Genomic DNA, 22,454 nt, shown 5'->3' with positions numbered 1-22,454 from the left:
ACATCTGCCAAAACGGTTCGATCAAAACGCCGTTCACTTGTGAATATTTTCCCATTTTCAGCAAAATACTTCATCGAATCTTGTCATTTATGAGTCTATATTTCTCATGTCCTGTTTTTCTCCCATATGGTATAATTAAGCATATTTTGTGAAAAGGATGTGGGATTGTGCTAGAAGTCATCAAAGCGATTGTGCTAGGATGCGTGGAAGGGCTGACCGAATTTCTTCCGATTTCTTCCACAGGACATTTAATTCTTGTGGGTCATTTTCTTTCATTTACAGGCGACAAAGCAAAAACTTTTGAAATTGTTATCCAATTGGGTTCGATACTTGCCGTGGTCGTTCTTTATTTCAAACGGTTCCTTTCCCTGTTTAACTTCAAAAAGCGATCTGGTTTAAACCTTCTACATATTATTATCGGGATGATTCCAGCCTCTGTATTAGGTTTTCTCTTTCATGATGTCATTAAAAACGTACTTTTCTCTCCCTTCACCGTCGGTATCGGTTTATTTTTGGGAGCTTTTTTAATGATCTATGCGGAAAAAAAGAGCAAAACCGAATCTACCCAAGATTTGGATCACTTATCGTATAAACAGGCTTTCATTATCGGTTTGTATCAATGCCTGTCCCTATGGCCTGGTTTTTCAAGAGCAGGATCGACCATCTCAGGAGGACTCCTTGCCGGGGCTAACCATAAAACCGCTGCTGAATATTCCTTTTTGCTAGCTGTCCCCATGATGGTCGCTGCCAGCGGACTTGACTTGTTAAAGAGCTATCAATACTTATCGATTCATGATTTGAACTACTTTGCTGCAGGCTTCATTACCGCCTTTATTGTTGCCATGCTAGCCATTGTCTTCTTTTTGAAAATTTTATCCAAAGTCAAACTCATTCCGTTCGCAATCTATCGAATCATCATCGGAATCATCGTCATCGCATACTTTATTTAAAGCATTAAAGGGGCCTGGCCCCTTTAATGCTTTAAAAATTTATTGTTGGATTATTTGTGGTCTTTGGGTTAAAATACATACTGCTGGGTGATAGAAAGGTCTAAGTACCTATTTTTATCCATATCAAAGTAACTCTATACACATTGGAGGTTTACAGCATGAAAAAATACTTTAAGTGGTTTGCTGTTGCTACGCTTATGCTCGTTTTAGCAGCATGCGGCAACGGTCAATCAACAGACAAGAATAAGACTTCTCAATCCAACGACTCCGATCTTTATCGTCAAGTCAAAGATAAAGGCGTTCTCGTCATCGGTACAGAAGGTACATATGCTCCGTTTACTTTCCGTGATAAAAGCGGAAAACTAACAGGATATGATATCGATGTAGCGAACGAAGTGGCAAAACGCCTTGGAGTCAAAACAGAATATAAAGAAACGCAATGGGATTCCATGTTTGCAGGTTTAAACTCTAAACGTTTTGATATGATTGCAAACGAAGTAGGAATTCGCCCTGACCGCGAAAAGAAATACGATTTCTCCAAACCGTACACCGTCTCTAAAGCGGTAGTAATTGTGAATAAAAACAACAAAAATATTCATTCATTCGCAGATCTGAAAGGGAAAAAATCCGCACAATCACTCACAAGCAACTTCGCAGATCTTGCGAAGAAGAACGGCGCAAACATCGTGGGCGTAGACGGATTTGAACAAGCGATTCAATTATTAACATCCAATCGGGTAGATGCTACGATTAACGATTCATTGTCTTATCTTGATTATAAAAAACAAAAACCAAATGCTCCGATTAAAGTGGTAGCTAAAAGCGATGATGCTTCTAAAAGTGCTTTCATGTTCCGTAAAGGTTCAGGTCAATTAGTAGATAAAGTAAACCAAGCATTGGATGACATGAGAAAAGACGGCACTCTAGCCAAAATCTCTAAGAAATGGTTTGGTGCAGATGTATCTAAATAGTATCCAATTACAAGATCCTAATCATTATATGCAAATTGCACAAAGTTCCCTTCTCCCTATGTTGAAGGGGGCTTTGTATTATACATTGCCATTAACTCTGATTACGTTTTCTATTGGCTTGATTCTTGCTCTTTTAACAGCACTCGCAAGAATTTCAAGCATTAAACCGCTTCAGTGGATAGCGCGTTTTTACGTATCGATTATCCGTGGTACTCCGTTGCTTGTGCAATTATATATTATTTTCTATGGTCTGCCATCCATTCATATCACCATCAATCCATTCCCGGCTGCCGTGATCGGTTTTTCTCTTAATGTAGGAGCTTATGCGTCAGAAATCATACGTGCAGCGATTTTATCGATTCCAAAAGGTCAATGGGAAGCGGGATACTCTATTAATATGAACTATTCGCAAATATTAAGACGAATCATTTTGCCACAAGCGGTGAGAGTATCGATCCCGCCTTTATCCAACACTTTTATTAGTTTGGTGAAAGATACTTCTCTTGCATCACTGATTTTGGTTACAGAAATGTTTAGAAAAGCCCAAGAAATTGCCGCAACCACATATGAATTTTTACTTCTCTATTCAGAAGCGGCTTTAATCTATTGGATTATTTGTTTCATTCTCTCCATCATTCAACAGAAATTGGAAGGTCGTTTCGACAAGTATGTAAGCCATTAAAAAAGCTTTTGTACAATAACAAGCCTTTTATAAAGGAGTATTGAGCATCGGCATGATTAAAATTCATGATCTACGAAAACAATTTGATCAACTTGAAGTTTTAAAAGGGATCAACATGAGCATCGAAAAAGGAAAAGTCATAGTGATTATCGGTCCATCCGGCTCCGGAAAAACCACTTTTCTGCGCTGCCTGAATGCCCTTGAAATTCCAACAAGCGGGACGATTCAAATCGGAGATGTAAAAATAGATTTTTCACAACCTGTTTCAAAAAAAGAAATTGCCGCTTTACGCAAAGAATCCGGGATGGTCTTTCAACAGTATAATCTTTTTCCGCATAAGACGGTTTTGGAAAACGTAACGGAAGGACCCATTATCGTAAAGAAACTGCCGAAAAATGAAGCCATTCAAAAAGCAGAAAAACTCTTGCAGAAAGTGGGCTTGCTTGATAAAAAAGATGAATATCCGTTCCAACTGTCCGGAGGGCAGCAACAACGGGTTGGAATTGCACGCGCCTTAGCCATGGAACCGGAATTAATGCTGTTTGATGAACCAACTTCCGCTTTAGATCCCGAACTCGTCGGTGAAGTGTTAAATGTTATGAAAGAACTCGCCAATGAAGGAATGACGATGGTCGTTGTCACCCATGAAATGCGATTCGCAAAAGAAGTGGCAGATGAAGTCGTCTTTATGGACCAAGGTGTGATTGTGGAAAGAGGTACACCTGAAGAAATCTTTACACGTCCTAAAGAACAACGGACGAAGCAATTTCTGCAATTATTAACATAACCCCTTTCATCCACTTTGATAGATCCTTCCTATCTTTTAAATCATGATGGGAAGGATTTTTTTATTTTACGTTTCCAACAACCGTTCTGTCTAAGATTCTCTCATTTCTAACGCCAAAACAAGTACTCCATTGTTTTTCCCACCAATTAAAATCACGTAATCATTTATTTCTTCTTTTTCTTTTCTTGCTTAAACAGTCCATCAGTCATCCTTCCAAAACCGGGATTTTACAGTCTATTATGCGGGATTTAGTGCATTCTTCAAAAATAGGTATCCCCTTTTATCCATAAAAAACCGCCTCCGGAATTCAACCAGAAGGCGATTCTAACGGATGGTCTTTTTATTTGGCCAGTTCCTTCACATAAGGTGTGATGTCGATTTTTAAACTGTCTGCCAATCGTTGTCCCAGCCCTTGATCTGCTTGATAAAAATTCATAATCGAACGAATCGTAATCTTTTGATCTTTTACTTGGCTTAAATCATCCGTTAAGTTTTTAATCACTGTATCTTGTACTTCTTTTGAATATTTTCTCCACACTTGTCCGGCTTGACCAAAATTGTTTGGTTTATAGAAAGCTTGTTTAGCAGCAACTCCATTTATCGGCTGCGGTTCCTCAACATAAGACCGGTCTTCTTTCGGCTCATTTTCATAGCTGTTCGGTTCATAATTGATCGGGCTTTCTTGCTGTTTAAACGGCATATAGCCATCACGTTGATAATTATGAACTTCTACACGCGGGGAATTAATCGGAAGTTGCAAATAATTCGGTCCGATCCGATGCCGTTGAGTATCCGAGTAGGAGAATAGACGCCCTTGAAGCAATCTGTCTTCAGATGGCAACATTCCTGGAACTAACACGCCCGGATTAAACCCTACTGATTCAGTTTCCGCAAAATAATTTTTTGGATTGCGATTTAAAGTCATCGTCCCGACAAATTCGTACGGAATATCTTCCTCGAACCAATCTTTCGTCGCATCGAGCGGATTAAAATCAAATCGATCAAAATCTTTCGGATCAAGTACTTGAACATATAAATCCCATTGAGGAAAATCGCCGTTTTCAATCGCTTCATATAAATCTTTCGTTGCATGGCTATGTTCATGAGCTTGAATTTTCGCTGCTTCTTCAATACTTAAATTTTTGATTCCTTGTTTCGGCACCCAGCGCAATTTTACATACACTGTTTTCCCTTCAGCGTTGATCCATTTAAAAGCATGAACGCTTGAACCTCTCATATGACGATATGTCGCCGGAATCCCTTCATCCGTAAAAACATGAAGAAGCATATTGGTGGATTCTGGAGAAAGCGAGCAGAAGTCCCAAAAACGGTCTTTTGATTGCAAGTTTGTTCTTGGATCCGGTTTAAAAGCATGGATCATATCCGGAAATTTAATGGCGTCTCTAATGAAGAAAACGGGAAGATTATTTCCAACAAAATCATAATTTCCTTCTTCTGTATAAAATTTCACCGCAAAACCTCGTGGATCTCGCAATGTTTCCGGAGAATGATTTCCATTAATCACCGTGGAAAACCTTGCAAAAACAGGAGTTTCCGTTCCCGGTTCTTGAAGAAATTTTGCTGTCGTATATTTGCTCATGCTGTTTTTGGTCACAAACACTCCATGAGCCCCTGCTCCCCGAGCATGAACAACCCGTTCAGGAACACGTTCTCTATCAAAATGAGCCAGTTTTTCAATTAATTGATAATCTTCCAGCAAGGTTGGCCCATTCACCCCAGCTGTGCGAGAATTTTGATTATCTCCTACTGGCGCTCCCTGGTTCGTGGTTAACTTTTTCTTCATTCTCTCCGCTCCTTTATCAATCATTATTTTTATTTTAAAATTATTATTATCTAATACACTTTTTATTTTATATAATTGAGAATGAAAGTCAACTCCAAATTATAATAATTTTAAATTATTTTTTTTCGAGTTTTCGATAAACCTAGACTTTCCTTTCGATTTGTTATGTCTACAACTCATGATTCCCCGCTCAAAAAACAATTTTTAATACAACGTATGTCTATGTAAAAGAGCAGCTAACATTTATATATATATAAAATGAAAAGGGATATTCGCATCGGAATATCCCTTTTTTATGTGCGCCCGGCATGTACATGAACTATAGGGTGTAAGTCCCGAACCCCGAAGACAGAAGTAGAGGTTAGCCAAGAGCAAGGGTGTCCGTGGTGACGCGGAATCTGAAGGAAGCTGGAGGCAAAACACCGGTCCGAGGAACACGAACCTCATATAAGGCTAGGTATGATTGAGTGAGTTTGCATAACAAAACAAAGCTCTTTCTGTCGAAGGTCATATCGAGTAAATGAGGCGGATAGATGGTGTGAAAGTGCATGTACTTACCCGGGGAGGTCTGGCGGATATGTGAAGTACTCTTCATAACCTACTTAGTGATAAGTAGCTGAACCGTCAGAAGTCAGCAGAGGTCATAGTATTAGTTGGTCTAGAACAACTAAGAAGGACCGAACAATTAAGAGAGAATAGCCCTTGGTATTCAGTGAGTCATGATGAACACAGAAAACGTAGTACCTCACTTGAGGGAGGAAGCGGTGAATCCCGTGGGAGACCTCTTGGAGGGTGGAGTGACCACTGGCATAAAGAGAACAGCTATTCACGGAAGTTATAAAGACTTGCGTCAATTATCTTAATTGAACCGCCGTATACGGAACCGTACGTACGGTGGTGTGAGAGGACGGGAGTTAATCGCTCCCTCCTACTCGATTTACCAGCATGTATTTCTGTTGCAGGTTAAGATCTTAATGCCTACAAGCATGATATTTTTTTTACACTTTTCCTTCCCTTTTTCTCCGACAAGCACACAAAGGACATTCACCCCTTGTTTCAGACGACCTTTTTAAAAAAAGTGTAAGAAGAAACTATTTTTAGACCCATCCCAGAACTGATCACTATAACACACATACATAACTTGAAGCCTTATTCCTTTGACCCCTCTTCATAACCTCTACTGGAAAGAGAACGATCTTCACCATCCAATTGTTCTATTTTCTCGTCAATGGTTCCTTCCGTCACCGTATCGTTGACTTGTTCATGCGTTTTGGCCAAACCAGAAGCCACTTCTGATGAATCTTGATTATCTTCGGGATGAAAATATCTTCCTGCTGAATTTTCACTATTTTGTCGTTTTTGGGCTGCCATTTGTCTTCCCCTTTCCAAATCGTTTATCCCTATTTTTCACTTATAAGAACTCTTTATTCGCTTTTCTCATTTTGGCCTTTATCGCCATTGAAAAAATTGGACTATAGCCATCGCTACGTTTACTCTCCTGTTCATGTATCTTCCCGCAACAATGTTCCTCAACCGTTCATTATAAAAAGATACGTTTTGACCTTTTGAAAAGCGATAGACAATAAAAATCGTTCTACTCCATTTAAAAATTGTGGGAAAACCCTTTCATTCATGTTCTCTAAAAATGAAAAAGTCAAATCCGCAAAAACTTCAAACAAAGATACATCTACAGTAAATTTCCTTTGCAGTTTCTCATGTATATTCACCACTTCATTTGCCCATACTTTTTATCGGATGGTAACTTTTAAATAAACAGGTGATATGCAGATGGAAAATAAGACCTTTACCATTTTTGTAAATGGCGTTGAAATCGAAGCAAGAGAAGATCAGTCGGTTTTTGAAGCGGCGCGGGATCATAACCAATATATCCCCGGAATTTGCTCGTATCAGCCGGATCTCGGCGTTGGTGTGCTGCAAACTTGTGACACTTGTTATGTTGAAATAGACGGGGAACTGCAGCGGGCTTGTGCAACGAAAGCCAAGCCTGGCATGCGGGTAAACTCTTTATCAGACAAGGCGAAGGCAGCACAATTGGAAGGAATGTCACGGATATTGGCCAACCACGAACTCTATTGCACAGTCTGCGACAACAATAATGGCAACTGTGAAGTCCATAATACCGCCGAATACTTGCAAATCGAACATCAAAAGTATGAATTTACGCCAAAGCCTTATCCACCCGATCATTCCCACCCTTTTTATCGCTATGAGCCGGATCAGTGCATTCTTTGCGGTCTATGCGTCGAAGCATGCCAAGACCTACAGGTAAGTGAAGTTCTCAGCATTGCTTGGGACAGAGAACGACCTCGTGTCATTTGGGACAATGATGTTCCAATCGATCAATCATCCTGTGTTTCGTGCGGACACTGCGTAACTGTCTGTCCTTGCAATGCTTTAATGGAAAAGTCCATGTTGGGCGAAGCCGGCTACTTAACAGGTATTCCGAAAAATATTTTAGAACCGATGATTGATTTTACGAAAGAAGTGGAACCAGGTTATCAAGAGATTTTCGCTATTTCCAATATGGAATCAAGCATGAGAGAAGCTCGGATCAAAAGAACCAAAACGGTATGCACTTATTGCGGCGTCGGCTGCAGCTTTGAAATATGGACAAAAGGCCGAAAAATATTAAAGGTTCAGCCTGAGCCAGAAGCGCCGGTGAACGGGATTTCCACCTGTGTCAAAGGAAAATTCGGCTGGGACTTTGTGAACAGCGAAGAACGACTGACTAAACCGCTTATCCGAAAAGGCGATCATTTTGTCGAAGCAACGTGGGATGAAGCACTGAATTTAATCGCAGAAAAATTCCAATCTATAAAAGAAAAATACGGTCCCGACTCTCTTGGATTTATTTCGTCCTCTAAATGCAGCAACGAGGAAAATTATTTATTTCAAAAACTGGCGCGAGCTGTTTTCGGTACGAATAATGTCGACAACTGCTCTCGTTATTGTCAAACCCCTGCTTCCACCGGTTTGATGAGAACGGTTGGAATCGGCGGCGATTCCGGCACTATTCAAGATATTGCTAGTGCCGATTTAGTCATCGTGATTGGAGCCAACCCTGCGGAATCCCATCCTGTTTTAGCAACAAGAATCAAACGAGCCCACAAACTGCATGGACAAAAATTAATAGTAGCAGACCTGAGAGTAAATGAACTGGCCGAACGAGCTGATCTCTTTATTCATCCGAAGCCCGGAACCGATCTCGTCTGGTTGTCTGCCGTAACAAAATACATTCTGGATCAAGGCTGGGAAGATAAAACATTTATACAAAACCGAGTGAATAATGTCGAGGAATATATTCGCTCGCTGGAAAAATTCACATTGGATTATGCAGAAGAAAAAACCGGTTTATCCAAAGACACTCTTGTCAAGATAGCCACTATGATCCACGAAGCAAAAGGCACCTGTATTCTTTGGGCGATGGGAGTTACGCAACATTTGGGCGGAACCGATACAAGCACTGCGATCGCCAATTTGCTTCTAGTGACAGGAAATTTTGGAAAACATGGAGCAGGTGCCTACCCACTTCGCGGACACAACAATGTTCAAGGAGCAAGCGACTTTGGAACAATGCCTGCATGGTTTCCGGGATACGAGCCTGTTGAAAACGACGAAGTACGCACACGATATGAAAAAGCATGGGGCGTGAAACTGCCGGAAAAACCAGGACTGAACAACCATCAAATAGTAGAAGCCATTCATGATGGAAAAGTGAAAGGAATGTATTTGTTCGGTGAAGAAATGGCTTTAGTGGATTCCAATATTAATCACGTGAACGCTGGATTTGAAAAATTGGAGTTTTTCGTCGTTCAAGACATTTTCTTTTCCAAAACGGCCCAATATGCGGATGTGGTGCTTCCGGCTGCGCCTAGTCTGGAAAAAGAAGGAACGTTCACGAATACAGAACGAAGAATCCAGCGCTTTTACCGAGTGATGGAACCACTTGGCGATTGCAAACCGGATTGGGAAATTTTCCGCGATCTCGCTAATCGTCTAGGTGCCGATTGGCGCTATACCCACCCGTCTGAAATTATGGATGAAGCGGCTAAGTTGGCTCCTGTTTTTGCCGGTGTCCGTTACGATCGACTGGAAGGATGGGAAAGTCTCTTATGGCCTGTTGATCGAGATGGAACAGATTCGCCGCTCTTATTTAAAGACCGATTTGGATTTCCCGACGGAAAAGCAAGATTGTTTCCGGTTGATTGGACACCACCTTTTGAAGCAGGCGATGGCTATGATCTCCATTTGAACAATGGCCGTTTGTTAGAACATTTCCATGAAGGAAATATGACTTATCGCTCAAAAGGCATTACTCATAAAGTGCCGGATACGTGGCTGGAAATTTCTCCGGAGCTAGCGAAAGAACGAAATATCGAAACCGGAGCGCTTGTCCGTCTGACGTCACCATATGGAGAAACAAAAGTCCGAGTTTTGGTCACCGATCGAGTCAAAGGACACGAATTGTATTTTCCGATGAACGGGAACAAAGAATATAATGCCGTTAATAAACTAACAAGCAGTTATCATGATCGGGTGACTCATACCCCTAACTACAAAGAAATGCAAGTGAAAATGGAAGTTCTTGAACCAAAAGGAGAAAGCCCGTTGCCAAAAGTAAATTACAGGTTTGGAAATCCACAGCCGCATATAGGAGCAGAAGTAGAACGAAAATGGAAACGTTCTGACTTTACGCCGATACCGGAGGAAATCAATAGGGAGGGAATCATCGATGGCCAAGCCCATTAGTGCAATTGAAAAACAACATCCCGATCCCCTTGAAGAAACATCAGAAGCTTTAGCAGAAATGGGGGAAAAATTAGCGAACAGTCGAGAAGCTGTTCTAAAAACACTGGATATACTTCAAGAGATGCAAAAATCGGGTGTATTGGACATTCTATACGGCCTCTTAAAGTCACGTGAAAAAGTGGGCGCGGTGATGATCGAACAAATCAATCAGCCCAAATATCATCATGTGATTAAAAACGGCTTTCAATTATTGGCTACACTCGAATCAGAACAATTGGAAACTATTTTTAACGCTATGAAAAAAGGGATTGAACAATTGGATCAACCTTCAAAAAAGCAACAATCGCTAAGCCTCTGGGGCATGATGAAAGCAGTGCGAGACCCATATATCAACTCGGCCCTTTCCATGATGCTCCATTTCTTGCATGGCGTTGGTAAGGGATTGGAAAGTCAGAAGCAATTGAAAGAAAGCTGAAAAACTTTGGCCATGGATGGTGAGAAGATTGATTACACGCATGATTTCCATTCCAAATATGACAGAATCAGATAAGGATACGGTAAGCAGAGTGCTTCACGATGTGTGGGGAGTACGAAATATTCAAATGAATGCCGAGAAAAAAACCGTTGCAATCTCATTCGATGAAAATGCAGCCACTTTGGAAGATTTTCGACAAGCCATGATCGATAACGGATTTGAATGTCAGATGATGGAACATCAGCCGCCTGACATTCCCGACCATATTCAATGAGATCACTGTAAAAATGTTCATCAATAAGGAGGATGCCTTGATGCCTAGAATTTGCGAAATATGCGGAAGAAAAGAAGAAGTGGAAGATGAACAATGGGAATATGATATTTTAGATGTATGCAAAGACTGTGCAAATGATCGAAAAATGACATTGGATCCTGAAGAACTATAAAGAAAAAGGGATGGCCAACCTCCGTAATGGATAAAATTCAATGGAGGTAGATCATCCCTTCTTTTTTCTTTCAGCCTGTTATGTTCTATAACGGTAGGAAACCTTCTTCTTAACTGGAAGCCTCTTTCCTCTAAAAAACGCTTGACGGGATCCGTATGAAAGAAAAATCTTTATTGAATCCCCTTCGACATGATCCATGCGGCTTATTGGTTTATTGTTCCAATAAGCCGTATTTTTTTTGAAAACGTTGTAGAACTTTGATCCAGCTTTTTGCAAATAAAGCCAGAAAGAAGACATTGGAAAGCCCGTGAGCCAAATCAAATGGAAAACTGGCGCTGTAATACGCTACTATTTGCGGCCAAGTGATGTGGTTCATAACAGAGACGACATACATGAGATTCATACCCCATCCAAATAGAATGCCCACCACGAATCCATAAGCACAGCGGCCAACCGTATTTTTCATCAGCCTTGTTCGTCGCATCAAACCTGCCGTTAACCCGATCATACCCCAAGCATACATTTGCCAAGGCGTCCAGGGGCCTTGTCCTAAAAACATATTGGAAACGAGTGCTGCGAGTGCGCCGACCACAAACCCGCTTTCTGGTCCAAACGCGAGCCCGGTGACAATCACGACGAACGTGGTAGGCTGAACGCTTGGAAGAGGAGCAAACGGAACCCGACTTACTGCGGCAATCGCTCCTAAAACCGCCAACAACACCAGCTCTCGTCCGGCTGCTTTCCGCCTCTCAAAGCGAATGACAAAAGGAAGAAACGTGCCGATCATAAAAATCACGCTGATCCATAAAAAATGGCGCTGTACCGATAAAGGCAAAAAGGCTAGAATCACAAATAAAATAACCGCTAACAGGATGAGAATCATTCTAGAAAGCGCCATTTTTCTCGAGCCTCCTCTACCGTTAACACTTCCGGGACACGTCCGCCCCTGGAAATCCGATTGGCAACAGTCGTGTAAAACGTATTTCCTTGAAAAAACGTTTTAGTAGGAGCGGTAATCGTTACTTCTCCTTGGAACAGCATGGCGCAGCGAGTCGAGTATTGAGCAGCAAACTCAATATCATGAGTAACCATTACAATCGTAACCCCATTAGCCCTTAAATTTTTTAACAGTTTCCCAAACTGAAGTTTTGCTTCCGGATCCAATCCTTTTGTCGGTTCATCTATAAGCAGAAGTCGCGGATTCATCAGCATCACACCGGCAAGAGCCGCCTTTTGCATTTCTCCTCCGCTTAAATCATAAGGATGACGGTCTTTAATAGGCGTCAATTGAAACATCTCCATTAATTGTTCCATCTTTTCTCTTCCATGTTGAATTTGGTGCTTATCGATGATGGCCTCTAACTCCGTTTCCACTGTATCCTGCAGGAAGAAAAGTTTCGGATTTTGCGGTAAAAAAGCAATTTCTGATGGAATTGGCTTTTTCAGTTTCTTTCCATTAAAGATAACGGCACCACGCTGCGGGTTTTGGAGACCGGCCATGACTTTCAGCAACGTAGATTTTCCCGATCCATTCGCTCCAACTACCGACAGCCACTCCCCTTCATACACGGAAAGCGACAATTGATCCAGTATTGGTCTAGTCTCCTTTTCATATTGAAAATTAATTCCTTTTAAAGCCAACAAAGGTTTTTTATTTGTAATATCCTCTTGAAACGGCTGGGTGGGAACGGAGGTCCCTTTCAGGGTCGAAATCCATTTTCTTCCTTCTTTTACTGTCAGCGGAATGCTTTCTGAGGCAGGCTTTTGACTATGTTCTAAATATAGGCGGGCCGGGCTGGGAAGATAGGGATAGATCTGAGAAGAAGGATGTTTTGCCAATTGAGAAACGACTTCACGCGATGGGGCATCATAAATCTTTTTGCCCTTTTCCAAAACCATGACGCGGTCTGCAAGTGAAAACAATTCCTCCAAGCGATGTTCCGCGATGATGACGGTAAGTCCAAATTCTTCATTCATTCTCCGGAGCATGGTCATAAATTCACTTGCAGCCACCGGATCAAGCTGAGCAGTAGGTTCGTCTAAAAGAAGAATACGCGGATGCAACAACAAAACAGCAGCAAGATTGACCAATTGTTTCTGGCCGCCTGACAATTCAAATGTCTTTCGCTCCAACCATCCTTCCAAGCCAAAAAAATGAACCATTTCGGCTATTCGCTTTCGCATGTCCTCCGTTGAATATCCCAAATTTTCAAGACCAAAAACCAACTCCTCCATCACCCGGTCCATAACGATTTGATTTTCCGGATCTTGAAAAACCATGCCAATCTCTTGTGCCATTTGTTTGGCCGGAACTTTCATAAAAGAACATCCGTCCAAAAACAACTCCCCTTCTATCTTTCCATGCGGACGGACTTCTCGCTTTAACAAACGCAGAAGAGTGGACTTTCCGCTACCGGAAGGGCCGCAAAGGAGAATAAATTCTCCCGGCTCTACTGTAAAAGTGATATCAGATAGAGCAGGTTCTGGTGCATCCGGGTACGTAAAAGTTAAATTTTTCGCTTCCAATAACGCCATAGCAGTGCCTCCCTTACTTGAATTCCTATTGGAAACCCTACAAACATAACGAACATGAGCAGGAAAAACCACTCTCTGCCTTGCAATAATAGTGGTTCCAAAATCGGATAGACTGCCAGCACGCCGTCCCCAAGCCACCATCCAAAAGCCACTGCCGTTCCGAAAACAAGCAAATAAACCATCGCAAACCAATCTTTTCCCTTCATCCGAAAAGGAATATAACGGCTCCGTTTCTGAATCCCATAACCCCTTGCTGCCATGGAATCGGCGGTTTGAATTGCCTCTTCAAGCGACCAAGTTAACAATATTTGCACGAATTCCAGACCATTTCTTACTCTTTGTATGAAGGTGCCTTCTGTGACAGATTGTCCCTTTCCTCTTTGGACCATTTCAATTTCATAAAGCCTTCTTCGTAAGAGCGGAACAAACCGCATGGCCAGCATAGCCAACAGGGCCCATTGCGGGAGCCATTTCGCAAATAAAAATAAAAATTTTTCCGCCGTAATCACTTGGTTGTAAGCGGCAAAAGCCGCCATTAAATTAAATAAAGTAAGCGCAAGCATCAATCCTTGCAAAAACGATTCCAACGTGACGGGATTTGCGCCGAAATAAAAGAAAATATGACTGCCGCGGTGATTCGTCAATGGATTGAGTATCAAAAAAAATACGGGAATGGTGATCATCATCCCCTGCCATTTACGCACCGTCTTACCGGAGTCCAACAAAATATTCAATATGAGAAAGAGCACAGCACCCGCCGCTAAAAAGACTGGGTGCTGATAAAGCATGGCAGACACCATCGCCCCGGCAAAATAAAGAAAGCAAACGAATGGATGGTAAGAATGAATTCCTTTTTTCATGGTTGTGTATCCTTTGTATAGTCATTCGTGTAAATCCATTGAATCACATCCCCCGCCTTGACGGCGACAGCACCTGCACTACGAGAAACGTACTTATTGTTGACTTTTATCGTCCAACCACTTAACGGACCATGATCAAATTCATAAAGATTCGAAATTCCTTCCACATAAGCCGTGGAATGACTGCCGCGTATACTGACCGGAATGCCCTTTTGCTTGGCGATTCGCAATGTCACTTCCAACGCCGTATCCCCATTTTGCAACGGTACTTTAGTGGGGGAAAGGATGGTTCCCGTTTGTGAATCTCCACGAATCGATACCGTTACCGTTTGTTTGTTAACCGGTTTTGAGGCCGATTTTGGGGCCGGTTTTGGAACAGGCGTTGCGGCTGGTTTCGAAGATGGTTTTTTGGCCGGCTCCGGTTTCACAGTCGATTGACTCTTTGGTGCTTGTGGAGTATGGATTGTCGTCGCATTGCTCTTTTCAGCCGTTGATTTTTGTTCGCTGTTCCCTTTGCTATTCTCTTTCTCCGCATTGGCATTGGACGATCCGTTTTTTGACTTTGCAGCTGAATCAGTCGATTTCGACTTTGTTTCTTTTTCATTGCTGGTTTTGGACGAATCTGCGGCCGAATGGGACGACTTTTCCGCATCTGCAGTTTGATCTTTATTTTGATTATGATCTTCTTTGGAAGTTTTTATCTCCTTTTCTTTACCGTCTGAAGATGTTTTGTCCGAAGATGACTGAACAGCCGCTGCGTTATGATGGTCGTTATTGGAATGAGGCACGACTTCATCCTTTTGACAGCCTGCCGTAAACAAGATCAACAAAAAAGAGAATAGTAGTAAGAACGCATTTTTCCATTTTCTCATTTACCGTCACCCCCTTGAAAATGTTCCGGATAAGCATAGATGATATAACGTTTCGGTGCATTTCCCACATAACGAAATGGGTAGCATGTCGTTAAAACTAACTCCTCAGTCGGCGCGGTGGAATGAATGACAGAACGATCGTCCTTGTCCACAATTTTCATGCGGCGAATGGTATAAGAAAAGGATCCGTACGACAATCGAATGATCAACTGATCGCCTTTTTTCAGCGTTCCTATTTGTCGAAACACCGTATCCCGGTGGCCGGAAAGAACAATTTGATTATGTTGTTTCGGATAGGCAGAAGCTGAATAATGGCCGACCCCTTTTTCTAAATCTTCCGGAGAAGCTCCTTCGACAATCGGCAGCTTCCGTTTTAAGGCTGGTATCTCTAAAGTACCCACGACTTCTCCGCGCACAGGATGAAAAGATCCTTGTTTATGTTCAGAATGCACAATTTTTTCCGCTTTTCGAAGCGCATCTTTTTGATCCGCATCCATTTTCAGCTTCTGCCATCCAGCGCAGGCAATGAAAAGAAAGCCCCCAGCAATGAACAAAAGAGAGATCTTTTTAATCATGGCCTCTCTCCCGGTATTTCCGGTTATAAACATATAACAGAACACCCGCTATGATCAGAATGATTCCTGCCAAAAGAAGATTATAGATATTCGTTGAAGTATTCGGCAATTTGCCGCCCAAAGGAGGGTGTGAAGTTTTGGATCCGGATTGATCGTGATCATTTTTTTCTTTTGAATTGTTCGTTACGAGACCGCTGTTCTCATTTTTTGATTCTGAATTAGGATTGTTGCTCGTTTGGGTATTGTCGGTCCCTTCTTTCGCCGGATTTGGATTTTGTGCCATCCGATAAACGGAACCTTTTCCATCAGCAAAAAGTTGATAAGCGACCATCGCCTCGGCACCTTGCTCGGTTGCCACTTCATCTGCATCACCCGTTGCCGTGTGGCGAAATTGTCCGGCACCATTATAAAAACGGATCAAATAGCTCAACAAATTGCCGTCTTTTTTCGTAAATGCAGCACCTTGAGGATCAACTCCTGCTGCTGTCAAACCTATAATGGCTGCGGATGCTGCTTCACTTGTTTCCCCTAGTTGAGGATCTGCAAAACCACCATTTTCCTTCTGTTCAGCAGACAGCCAATCGACACCTCGTTTAATAGCGGCAGCCACTTCCGGTTCATCCTTATAAGGAGCCAGAGCAGCGATTGCGATTCCGGTCATATCGACAGGTGAACCTTGGCCGTTATATAGCGTCCACTTGCCATCCGCTTCCTGTAATTCTAAAATGCGTTTCTTTAACTTTTCTCTCGTCCAATTAGCGTTTGATGGAACTGGATAATTTCCGCTGTCCAAAGCAATTAAGGCATACAAGATTCCGTTTGTGCCTTGGCGAGTCATTGGACAGCTTTCGTTTTTTTCGCAATAGTCACTGTTGTAGATTTTCTCCACTAAATTATATCCTGCTATATCGCGAGGATCTCCTCCTGCAGCCGTTATACCAATAACATCTCTTTCATAATCGGTAATATTCCGGTACTCTCCTTTTGTCTCTATCACTTGTTGCTTTATGTCATTCAAATAAGATGCAGGAACTTTCATTCCGGCTTGACGAATGGCAACAGCCTCCCACGGACTGTCGACTCCCGATTGAAGAATATGGTTCACCGTCGTTTTTAAAATGTCATTTATTTCGTTTTCACTGACCTTATTTGGTTCGTTTACCGGCGATGTATTGGACCCATCTGATCCATTTTGACCATTGCCGCTGCCTTCATTTCCGGTATTTCCGTTATTTCCACTATTTCCATTGTTTTCATTATTCCCGTTGTTTCCGTTATATTCGTTCGTTCCCCACGTTTCGACTTTAAAAGTTATATTGTCATCCGGTTGCAGTACATAGGACGATGCACCGACGGAAGCCATTTGGCCATTGACATAAAATGCCCAATATTGCCCCCATGTATCATGAGATTCAAGCCGTTCTGTTCCGATGTTTTGAACGTAAAAACCAAAGTCTTTACTATAAGTAACATCAAGAGGAATCTTTTGATCATCCGCAATCGATTTTAACAAATCGTAAGCCGTCGCATGGCCTTCGGTTGTTCTTTTTACATTCGAAACAAAAGGTTTTCCATCTTTCCCGATGATCGTTAAACTGGCATCTACTTTCTGATTTTTCGTATAATCAGTCGTGTATTCCCACTGAATGTGATCATGGTTGGTCACTTGATATACAGCGGCACTGACAGGAATGGAGAGCCCGTTGACATACACCATCCAGCCGCTAGCCGGTCCGCGGTCGCCTCCATGTAAACCATTGATACCGTCTACATAAACGTTTTCACCGCTTCCCTTCGTTTCGACCGAAAGATGGTTTTCAAGGGCTGCTTTTTGCAAAACGTCCAAAATCGTACTTCCAGAAGGGACATCGACCGCCGTTGTTTGCAAGATCGGACCATTGTCCCCGATGATGGTCACTCCTACTTCTGATTGCTGCTGTTCAGCCGTTATACTGCTATTTGACGGTTCCGACGCGAAAGCAGTAAAACCAAATGCCAATTGGCCTATTATGAAAATAGACATTAAAGCCGTGACAGCTATCTTTTTAATAGAAAACACAAATCCCCCTCCTCAACGATATGTAATAATAAAAAATAACCAAAAGAAAAAGGCACACCTAACGAGATAGGGTGCCAAAAAAAAACAAAAATAGCCAGCAACAAACTGACGCACCCTATCCTCGTAGGTATAACGTCGCAAGAAAAAATAGGCAGGTCTCCTGGCTCATGATCATCGCTTTCTAAAGCCTTCCCATCTGCAAAACAGCAAACAGTGGCAAACCATTTAGAAAGCTCCCATTCACAGTGGCGGGACCGCGCCGGATTTTCACCGGACTTCCCTTTTCATGGCAAGAGCTCGACAGCACGGCTTTTGCCAACCTATTTTCCTATTAACTAATTGTATTTGAATTTATCATAGCCAATCAAAGTGTAAACTGTCAAACGGACAAAAAATGACAAAATGGTTTGCCAAACAATCATTTTTTCTAACATCCATTAAAAAACTTTTTGGTGGCAAGTAAAAGAATCAATCGCTTCGAAATCTGGCTCATAGCCAATCCCGGGTTTTTCAGGGACATGAATCCATCCATTCTCGACGGTCACTTCCGGTTGAATGATATCACGTTCCCAATAATGAGATGAGGCAGCCGTATCCCCTGGCAAAGTAAATTGATCCAGAGTAGTGATGGCAACGTTATGGGCCCGGCCGATTCCTGCTTCAAGCATTCCTCCACACCAAAGCGGAATGTGATGTTCTTTGCAAAAATCGTGAATTTTGATAGACTCTCCTAATCCGCCAACGCGGCCGATTTTCAGATTAATAATTTGACAACTTCCAAGTTCAACAGCTTTTCTTACATCTTCAAGACTATGAATGCTTTCGTCCAAACATATCGGCGTTTTCAGTTCCTTTTGAACCAACGCATGATCGACGATATCATCGTGGGCCAACGGCTGCTCAATCATCATTAAATGAAAGTCATCCAATTGTTTCAATAAAGGAACATCTTCCAAACGATAAGCAGAGTTGGCATCGGCCATCAAAGGGAGCTGCGGAAAATAATGACGGATTTGTCTGATCACTTCTACATCCCAGCCAGGTTTGATTTTCACTTTCACTCTTTTATATCCTTGTTCCACATAGTTTTTGATCATTTCCAGCAAATCATCGATGGATTTTTGAATGCCAAGGCTGATACCAACCTCTATTTGTCGCTTTTTCCCCCCAATCACTTGGTAAAGCGGTTTGTTTAAACGCTTTGCATATAAATCCCAAATGGCCGTTTCAATAGCGGATTTTGCCATATAATTACCACGAATCGGCTGAAATATCGAATTTACTTCATGTGGATGAGAAATCTCCCGCCCTTTTATCATGGGGATTAAAAAATCTTCCAAAATATGCCAGTTGGTTTGAAACGTTTCTTCAGTATAGGTAGGTGCGCTAAAGGCAACGGATTCCCCCCAACCTATATTCCCGCTCTCATCTTGCACCTCAACTAAAATGAAATCTTTCATTTGGATGATGCCAAAACTGGTGACAAAAGGAAGTTTCATTTTCATTTTCATATGGCGCATGCTTATTTTTTCAATAATCATACAAGTCATCCCCTTCTATATCGTTGCACATTCGGAACCAGCAGGTAAATTGAACTGATTCTTTTGCATTCTTACAAATTTCATTACAACCATTCCCGACTGAACATAATTAAATTAACAAGTCTTGTTTGATGACAATTTCTGCGCCAATGATTTTCTTCAGCTCATGACCGCTTAGGATCGCTCGATATAGCAAATTGTAATGGTTAGGTGAATAAACAGAGATCCAACCATCATCGTAAAATCCTATCAATTATTTCCCAGGAAAAAACAGAAACGATCCTATTTCGTTACCACATTAAAGATACTGAAAAACACGTCCATTCAAAAAGTTTGACAGGTATACCGATATTCCGTTGATGAATAAGCTTTCATCACTATTTTGGGCCCGTTGTCGGATTGTGAGTTTATTAGAAACGATCGATTTTCATTATACCATTCATCCGGCCTTGTCCTTATCCGACAGTTCGAACGTGCGCATCACTGCATTAGCCAATATTTCGATACCGGTAAAGATTGCTTCCGTTTGAAAGGTCATGTTTGGATGATGAAGCCCCGGACGCAGATCGCAGCCAAGTCCGAGCATCGTAGCTTTTAAATCTGGTTTATGGAAAGTATAATGATGAAAATCCTCGCCCCCCGTTGTCAGCATGCCAGGAACCAGCCCTTCTTCTCCCAATGTTTGGACAATCGCTTTGGACATGATTCTTTCTGCTTCCGGATGGATGGAAGCAGCTTTCACATCGGCTTCCATTTTAGCGTGGATCTTAACGCCAAATTGAATTTCTAATGATTGGAATATTTTCGATACACGTTCCATTAGCTGCTGCATAGCCTCGTTCGTTTGTGCTCTAATATCCATTCGAAAAGAAGCTTTTCCCGGAATGAGGTTTGCCGCTTCCCCGCCGGCATGAAAACTTGTCAACTTCACAGAATAAGGGATTCGGGGATCGAAATGAATTTGATTCAAAGCGTTAACCAAAGCGGCTCCAACTTCAATGGCATTTTGCCCTAAATGAGGCCTGGCGGCATGAGCATCTTCTCCGTGAATCTTGCCTTGAAGAAATGCTGATGCGCCATGTTTGATACTTGGTGAAGCCTGACCAAAGCGAAGTTCTTGAATAGGCCGCAAATGAATGCCGTATAAATAGTTCAAGCTATCAATAACGCCTTTTTCAATCATTTTCAGCGCCCCGGTACCTTTTTCTTCTGCAGGCTGAAAGAGAAACATCAACTTTCCGGGAGGACTATAGTTTATTTTTTTGAACAAAAGCATCACGCCAAGAACAATGGCCATGTGGGCATCATGGCCGCATGAATGATTGGCTTGCCATATTCCGTCTTTTTCTTGCCATAAAGCATCCATATCGCTTCTGACCCCGACACATATTCCGTTTTTCCCTTGGCCGAATTCTACCACAACTCCCGTACAATCCGTAAACGTTTTTGGTTGATAGCCGAATGTTTTCAGCTGTTCAGCAATAAAGCGTGTCGTTCCAAACTCATGCCAGCTTTTTTCCGGATGATGATGGAAATAGTCAAACAGCTGGTGAACAACAGGCTTTAAAACCTCCAAATCTTTTTTCACGTCCACACCTTCTCCCCATGCGAATCATCATTTTATCATTTAAGCATCCATCCGATTTTAAAACGTTATCTATACGTTTTTCTCCCGATACTTTGTTTAGAATGCGAGTGCACAAACGATTTTTTATAAAAACAAACTATTATGCGTCTTTTCCAGCGCCGAAAATCCATGATTTCCTGTTTTCTTTTATCTTATGGTCCATCAAGATTTATTCTTCTCATACAGCTTCTTTAATTCTATGTACAAGCAAATTTTTGAATTTTCCCGAAATAGGAAACGGATTTTTTTCAAAGAGCTTCTTCACTCAGAACCTTTGTTCAGGTTGGAATCAATTATTTCTTTCGTTTTTCACCTATTGATGAATTCGTTCGTCATCCTAGCCTTTCGGATTTTCCAAACGATCTCTTTTGCTTGATTGAATGTATTAGAAATCAAATTTTTCTAATTTTCAAAATCATCCTTTCATCATTCTGCTTAAATCATTTGAAAACGAGCATTAAATATTGTTACACATCCTTTTTAAAAGATAGTGCCCCGATATATCAACATTTTAAGGTTATTTTCAGATTTATTGAACCTTTTCCACAGGAACAAATTTTATCATTATTCTTCGATCATTCATATAAATAATTAAACTATATGCAGTATAGCGATTTTTTTCATTCCTTTATTCCGATTCTCTAAAACGAGGAGAGGTTATGATTGATCATTATTAATCAAAAATTAGAAGATTTCAGCCAAATGGATCTGGGGACTTTATCCAATGAAGCATCTACAATCCTTCAATTAATGGGGAAATACAGTACGGTTTATGAGTATGAAACAAAGGAGCAACTTGAATTTGAACTTGCGATTAGACTTCAAATCATTCAAGCGGCTAAACGGTTGTATAAAAGCGGTGTCCATTTTGCCACTTTTAGTACATCTAAATGCAACGAAAAATATTGGACGCTTACCGAAAAAGGCGCCTTTGCCCTCAAAACTAATGTTTTGCCCCAAACTGCGATTGAAGACATCTTCCGTAACGGCAGAAAGTATGCTTTTGAATGTGCTACAGCCATGGTGATCGTCTTTTATAAAGCAGTTTTGGAAATCATTGATAAAGAACAGTTTAATCTCCTTTTTTCAAATCTTTATCTATACGATTGGCAATATGACCAAGATCTTGATCTCCGCAGTCATAAAGGAACGGATTTTTTACCCGGAGATTGCGTTTATTTTATCAATCCTGATCATGATCCTAATACTCCGGAATGGCAAGGAGAAAATGCGATCGTATTGGATGAACGTCTCTATTATGCACATGGAATCGGGATTACAACCAGGCAAAGAATCATTGATATATTAAATACTAAAAGAAAGCAAAATCCCAATCAATCCGCTTTTTTAACCAATCAAATCACTCGCCTGAATTTTCGGTCTTTACTTCCTTACAAACCAAAAGTAAATCGTGATCATCACCACGTGCACCAGCATTCCAGCCTTTTTTCCGATGATGTAAATTATTTTGTGTAAGCAAATTTTTCTACTAGAAAAAAA

At 41.5% G+C, this 22,454-nt stretch carries 19 protein-coding genes and 1 riboswitch; of the genes, 9 read left to right on the top strand and 10 right to left on the bottom strand.

What is annotated here, in order from left to right; translation table 11 throughout:
- Positions 1-167 precede the first annotated feature (167 nt).
- The 4 genes from bacA (at position 168) to NST12_RS05560 (ending at position 3,390) form a co-directional block, all read left to right on the top strand.
- A complete protein-coding gene (gene bacA, locus NST12_RS05575; RefSeq protein ID WP_048623022.1) occupies positions 168-950 on the top strand; it encodes an undecaprenyl-diphosphate phosphatase in 783 nt (260 codons plus the stop codon).
- A 158-nt stretch (positions 951-1,108) separates the two neighbouring features.
- On the top strand, positions 1,109-1,921 hold the full coding sequence (locus tag NST12_RS05570) for an amino acid ABC transporter substrate-binding protein (protein WP_048623021.1): 813 nt from the start codon (positions 1,109-1,111) through the stop codon (positions 1,919-1,921).
- On the top strand, positions 1,908-2,603 hold the full coding sequence (locus NST12_RS05565) for an ABC transporter permease subunit (protein WP_048623020.1): 696 nt from the start codon (positions 1,908-1,910) through the stop codon (positions 2,601-2,603). The genes NST12_RS05570 and NST12_RS05565 overlap by 14 nt, the downstream gene beginning before the upstream one ends.
- A gap of 52 nt (positions 2,604-2,655) precedes the next feature.
- Positions 2,656-3,390 (top strand): amino acid ABC transporter ATP-binding protein, encoded by a 735-nt coding sequence (locus NST12_RS05560; protein ID WP_048623019.1) that lies wholly within the window; start codon positions 2,656-2,658, stop codon positions 3,388-3,390.
- 340 nt (positions 3,391-3,730) lie between these two features.
- Here the strand turns inward: NST12_RS05560 and NST12_RS05555 are convergent, their stop codons facing one another.
- Together NST12_RS05555 and NST12_RS05550 are read right to left on the bottom strand one after the other, a co-directional pair.
- Positions 3,731-5,194 carry a catalase gene (locus NST12_RS05555; protein WP_270584710.1) on the bottom strand — a complete coding sequence of 488 codons (1,464 nt, stop codon included), beginning with the start codon at positions 5,192-5,194 and terminating at the stop codon, positions 3,731-3,733.
- Positions 5,195-6,343: 1,149 nt separating this feature from the next.
- Positions 6,344-6,565: a YozQ family protein gene (locus NST12_RS05550; RefSeq protein WP_003355011.1), complete on the bottom strand. Its 222-nt coding sequence runs from the start codon at positions 6,563-6,565 to the stop codon at positions 6,344-6,346.
- A 417-nt stretch (positions 6,566-6,982) separates the two neighbouring features.
- Between NST12_RS05550 and fdhF the strand changes: the two genes are divergently transcribed.
- The 4 genes from fdhF to NST12_RS05530 are packed head-to-tail and all read left to right on the top strand — an operon-like array spanning position 6,983 to position 10,885.
- Complete coding sequence (fdhF, locus tag NST12_RS05545) at positions 6,983-9,964, top strand: formate dehydrogenase subunit alpha (protein ID WP_048623017.1); 2,982 nt, start codon at positions 6,983-6,985, stop codon at positions 9,962-9,964.
- On the top strand, positions 9,948-10,439 hold the full coding sequence (locus NST12_RS05540) for a DUF1641 domain-containing protein (RefSeq protein WP_048623016.1): 492 nt from the start codon (positions 9,948-9,950) through the stop codon (positions 10,437-10,439). Before fdhF ends, NST12_RS05540 begins: the two co-directional genes overlap by 17 nt.
- A 28-nt stretch (positions 10,440-10,467) precedes the next feature.
- A complete protein-coding gene (locus tag NST12_RS05535) occupies positions 10,468-10,713 on the top strand; it encodes a heavy-metal-associated domain-containing protein (RefSeq protein ID WP_003355015.1) in 246 nt (81 codons plus the stop codon).
- 40 nt (positions 10,714-10,753) lie between these two features.
- Entirely contained in the window at positions 10,754-10,885 is a 132-nt protein-coding gene (locus tag NST12_RS05530) for a hypothetical protein (protein ID WP_255287989.1), read from the top strand.
- A 211-nt stretch (positions 10,886-11,096) separates the two neighbouring features.
- Here NST12_RS05530 and NST12_RS05525 read toward each other — a convergent pair whose 3' ends face one another.
- The 8 genes from NST12_RS05525 to NST12_RS05490 all read right to left on the bottom strand — a co-directional run bounded on the left by NST12_RS05525 (position 11,097) and on the right by NST12_RS05490 (position 20,915).
- Positions 11,097-11,783, bottom strand: coding sequence for an ECF transporter S component (locus NST12_RS05525; protein ID WP_048623015.1), 687 nt, complete (start codon positions 11,781-11,783; stop codon positions 11,097-11,099).
- A complete protein-coding gene (locus NST12_RS05520; RefSeq protein ID WP_048623014.1) occupies positions 11,765-13,420 on the bottom strand; it encodes an ABC transporter ATP-binding protein in 1,656 nt (551 codons plus the stop codon). Before NST12_RS05520 ends, NST12_RS05525 begins: the two co-directional genes overlap by 19 nt.
- A complete protein-coding gene (locus NST12_RS05515) occupies positions 13,393-14,280 on the bottom strand; it encodes an energy-coupling factor transporter transmembrane component T (protein WP_048623013.1) in 888 nt (295 codons plus the stop codon). The genes NST12_RS05520 and NST12_RS05515 overlap by 28 nt, the downstream gene beginning before the upstream one ends.
- On the bottom strand, positions 14,277-15,152 hold the full coding sequence (locus NST12_RS05510; protein ID WP_003355020.1) for a DUF4430 domain-containing protein: 876 nt from the start codon (positions 15,150-15,152) through the stop codon (positions 14,277-14,279). The genes NST12_RS05515 and NST12_RS05510 overlap by 4 nt, the downstream gene beginning before the upstream one ends.
- Positions 15,149-15,727, bottom strand: a complete 579-nt coding sequence (locus tag NST12_RS05505) for a class D sortase (protein ID WP_048623012.1) — start codon at positions 15,725-15,727, stop codon at positions 15,149-15,151. Before NST12_RS05505 ends, NST12_RS05510 begins: the two co-directional genes overlap by 4 nt.
- Positions 15,720-17,786: a DUF4430 domain-containing protein gene (locus tag NST12_RS05500; protein WP_048623011.1), complete on the bottom strand. Its 2,067-nt coding sequence runs from the start codon at positions 17,784-17,786 to the stop codon at positions 15,720-15,722. The genes NST12_RS05505 and NST12_RS05500 overlap by 8 nt, the downstream gene beginning before the upstream one ends.
- A gap of 133 nt (positions 17,787-17,919) precedes the next feature.
- Positions 17,920-18,125, bottom strand: a riboswitch (cobalamin riboswitch).
- Positions 18,126-18,223: 98 nt separating this feature from the next.
- The gene (gene menC / locus NST12_RS05495) at positions 18,224-19,327 is read right to left on the bottom strand and encodes an o-succinylbenzoate synthase (RefSeq protein WP_048623010.1); all 1,104 of its coding nucleotides are present in this window, start codon (positions 19,325-19,327) and stop codon (positions 18,224-18,226) included.
- Between the two features lie 439 nt (positions 19,328-19,766).
- Positions 19,767-20,915, bottom strand: a complete 1,149-nt coding sequence (locus NST12_RS05490) for a M20 peptidase aminoacylase family protein (RefSeq protein ID WP_341100547.1) — start codon at positions 20,913-20,915, stop codon at positions 19,767-19,769.
- A gap of 702 nt (positions 20,916-21,617) precedes the next feature.
- Between NST12_RS05490 and NST12_RS05485 the strand changes: the two genes are divergently transcribed.
- Complete coding sequence (locus tag NST12_RS05485; protein WP_048623009.1) at positions 21,618-22,430, top strand: protein-glutamine gamma-glutamyltransferase; 813 nt, start codon at positions 21,618-21,620, stop codon at positions 22,428-22,430.
- The last annotated feature ends 24 nt before the right edge of the window (positions 22,431-22,454 follow it).

Origin of the sequence: Bacillus sp. FSL W8-1127 (assembly GCF_038006725.1) — a bacterium.
GTDB lineage: Bacteria > Bacillota > Bacilli > Bacillales > DSM-4216 > Bacillus_O > Bacillus_O smithii.
This window is presented reverse-complemented; position numbering and strand designations above follow the sequence as displayed.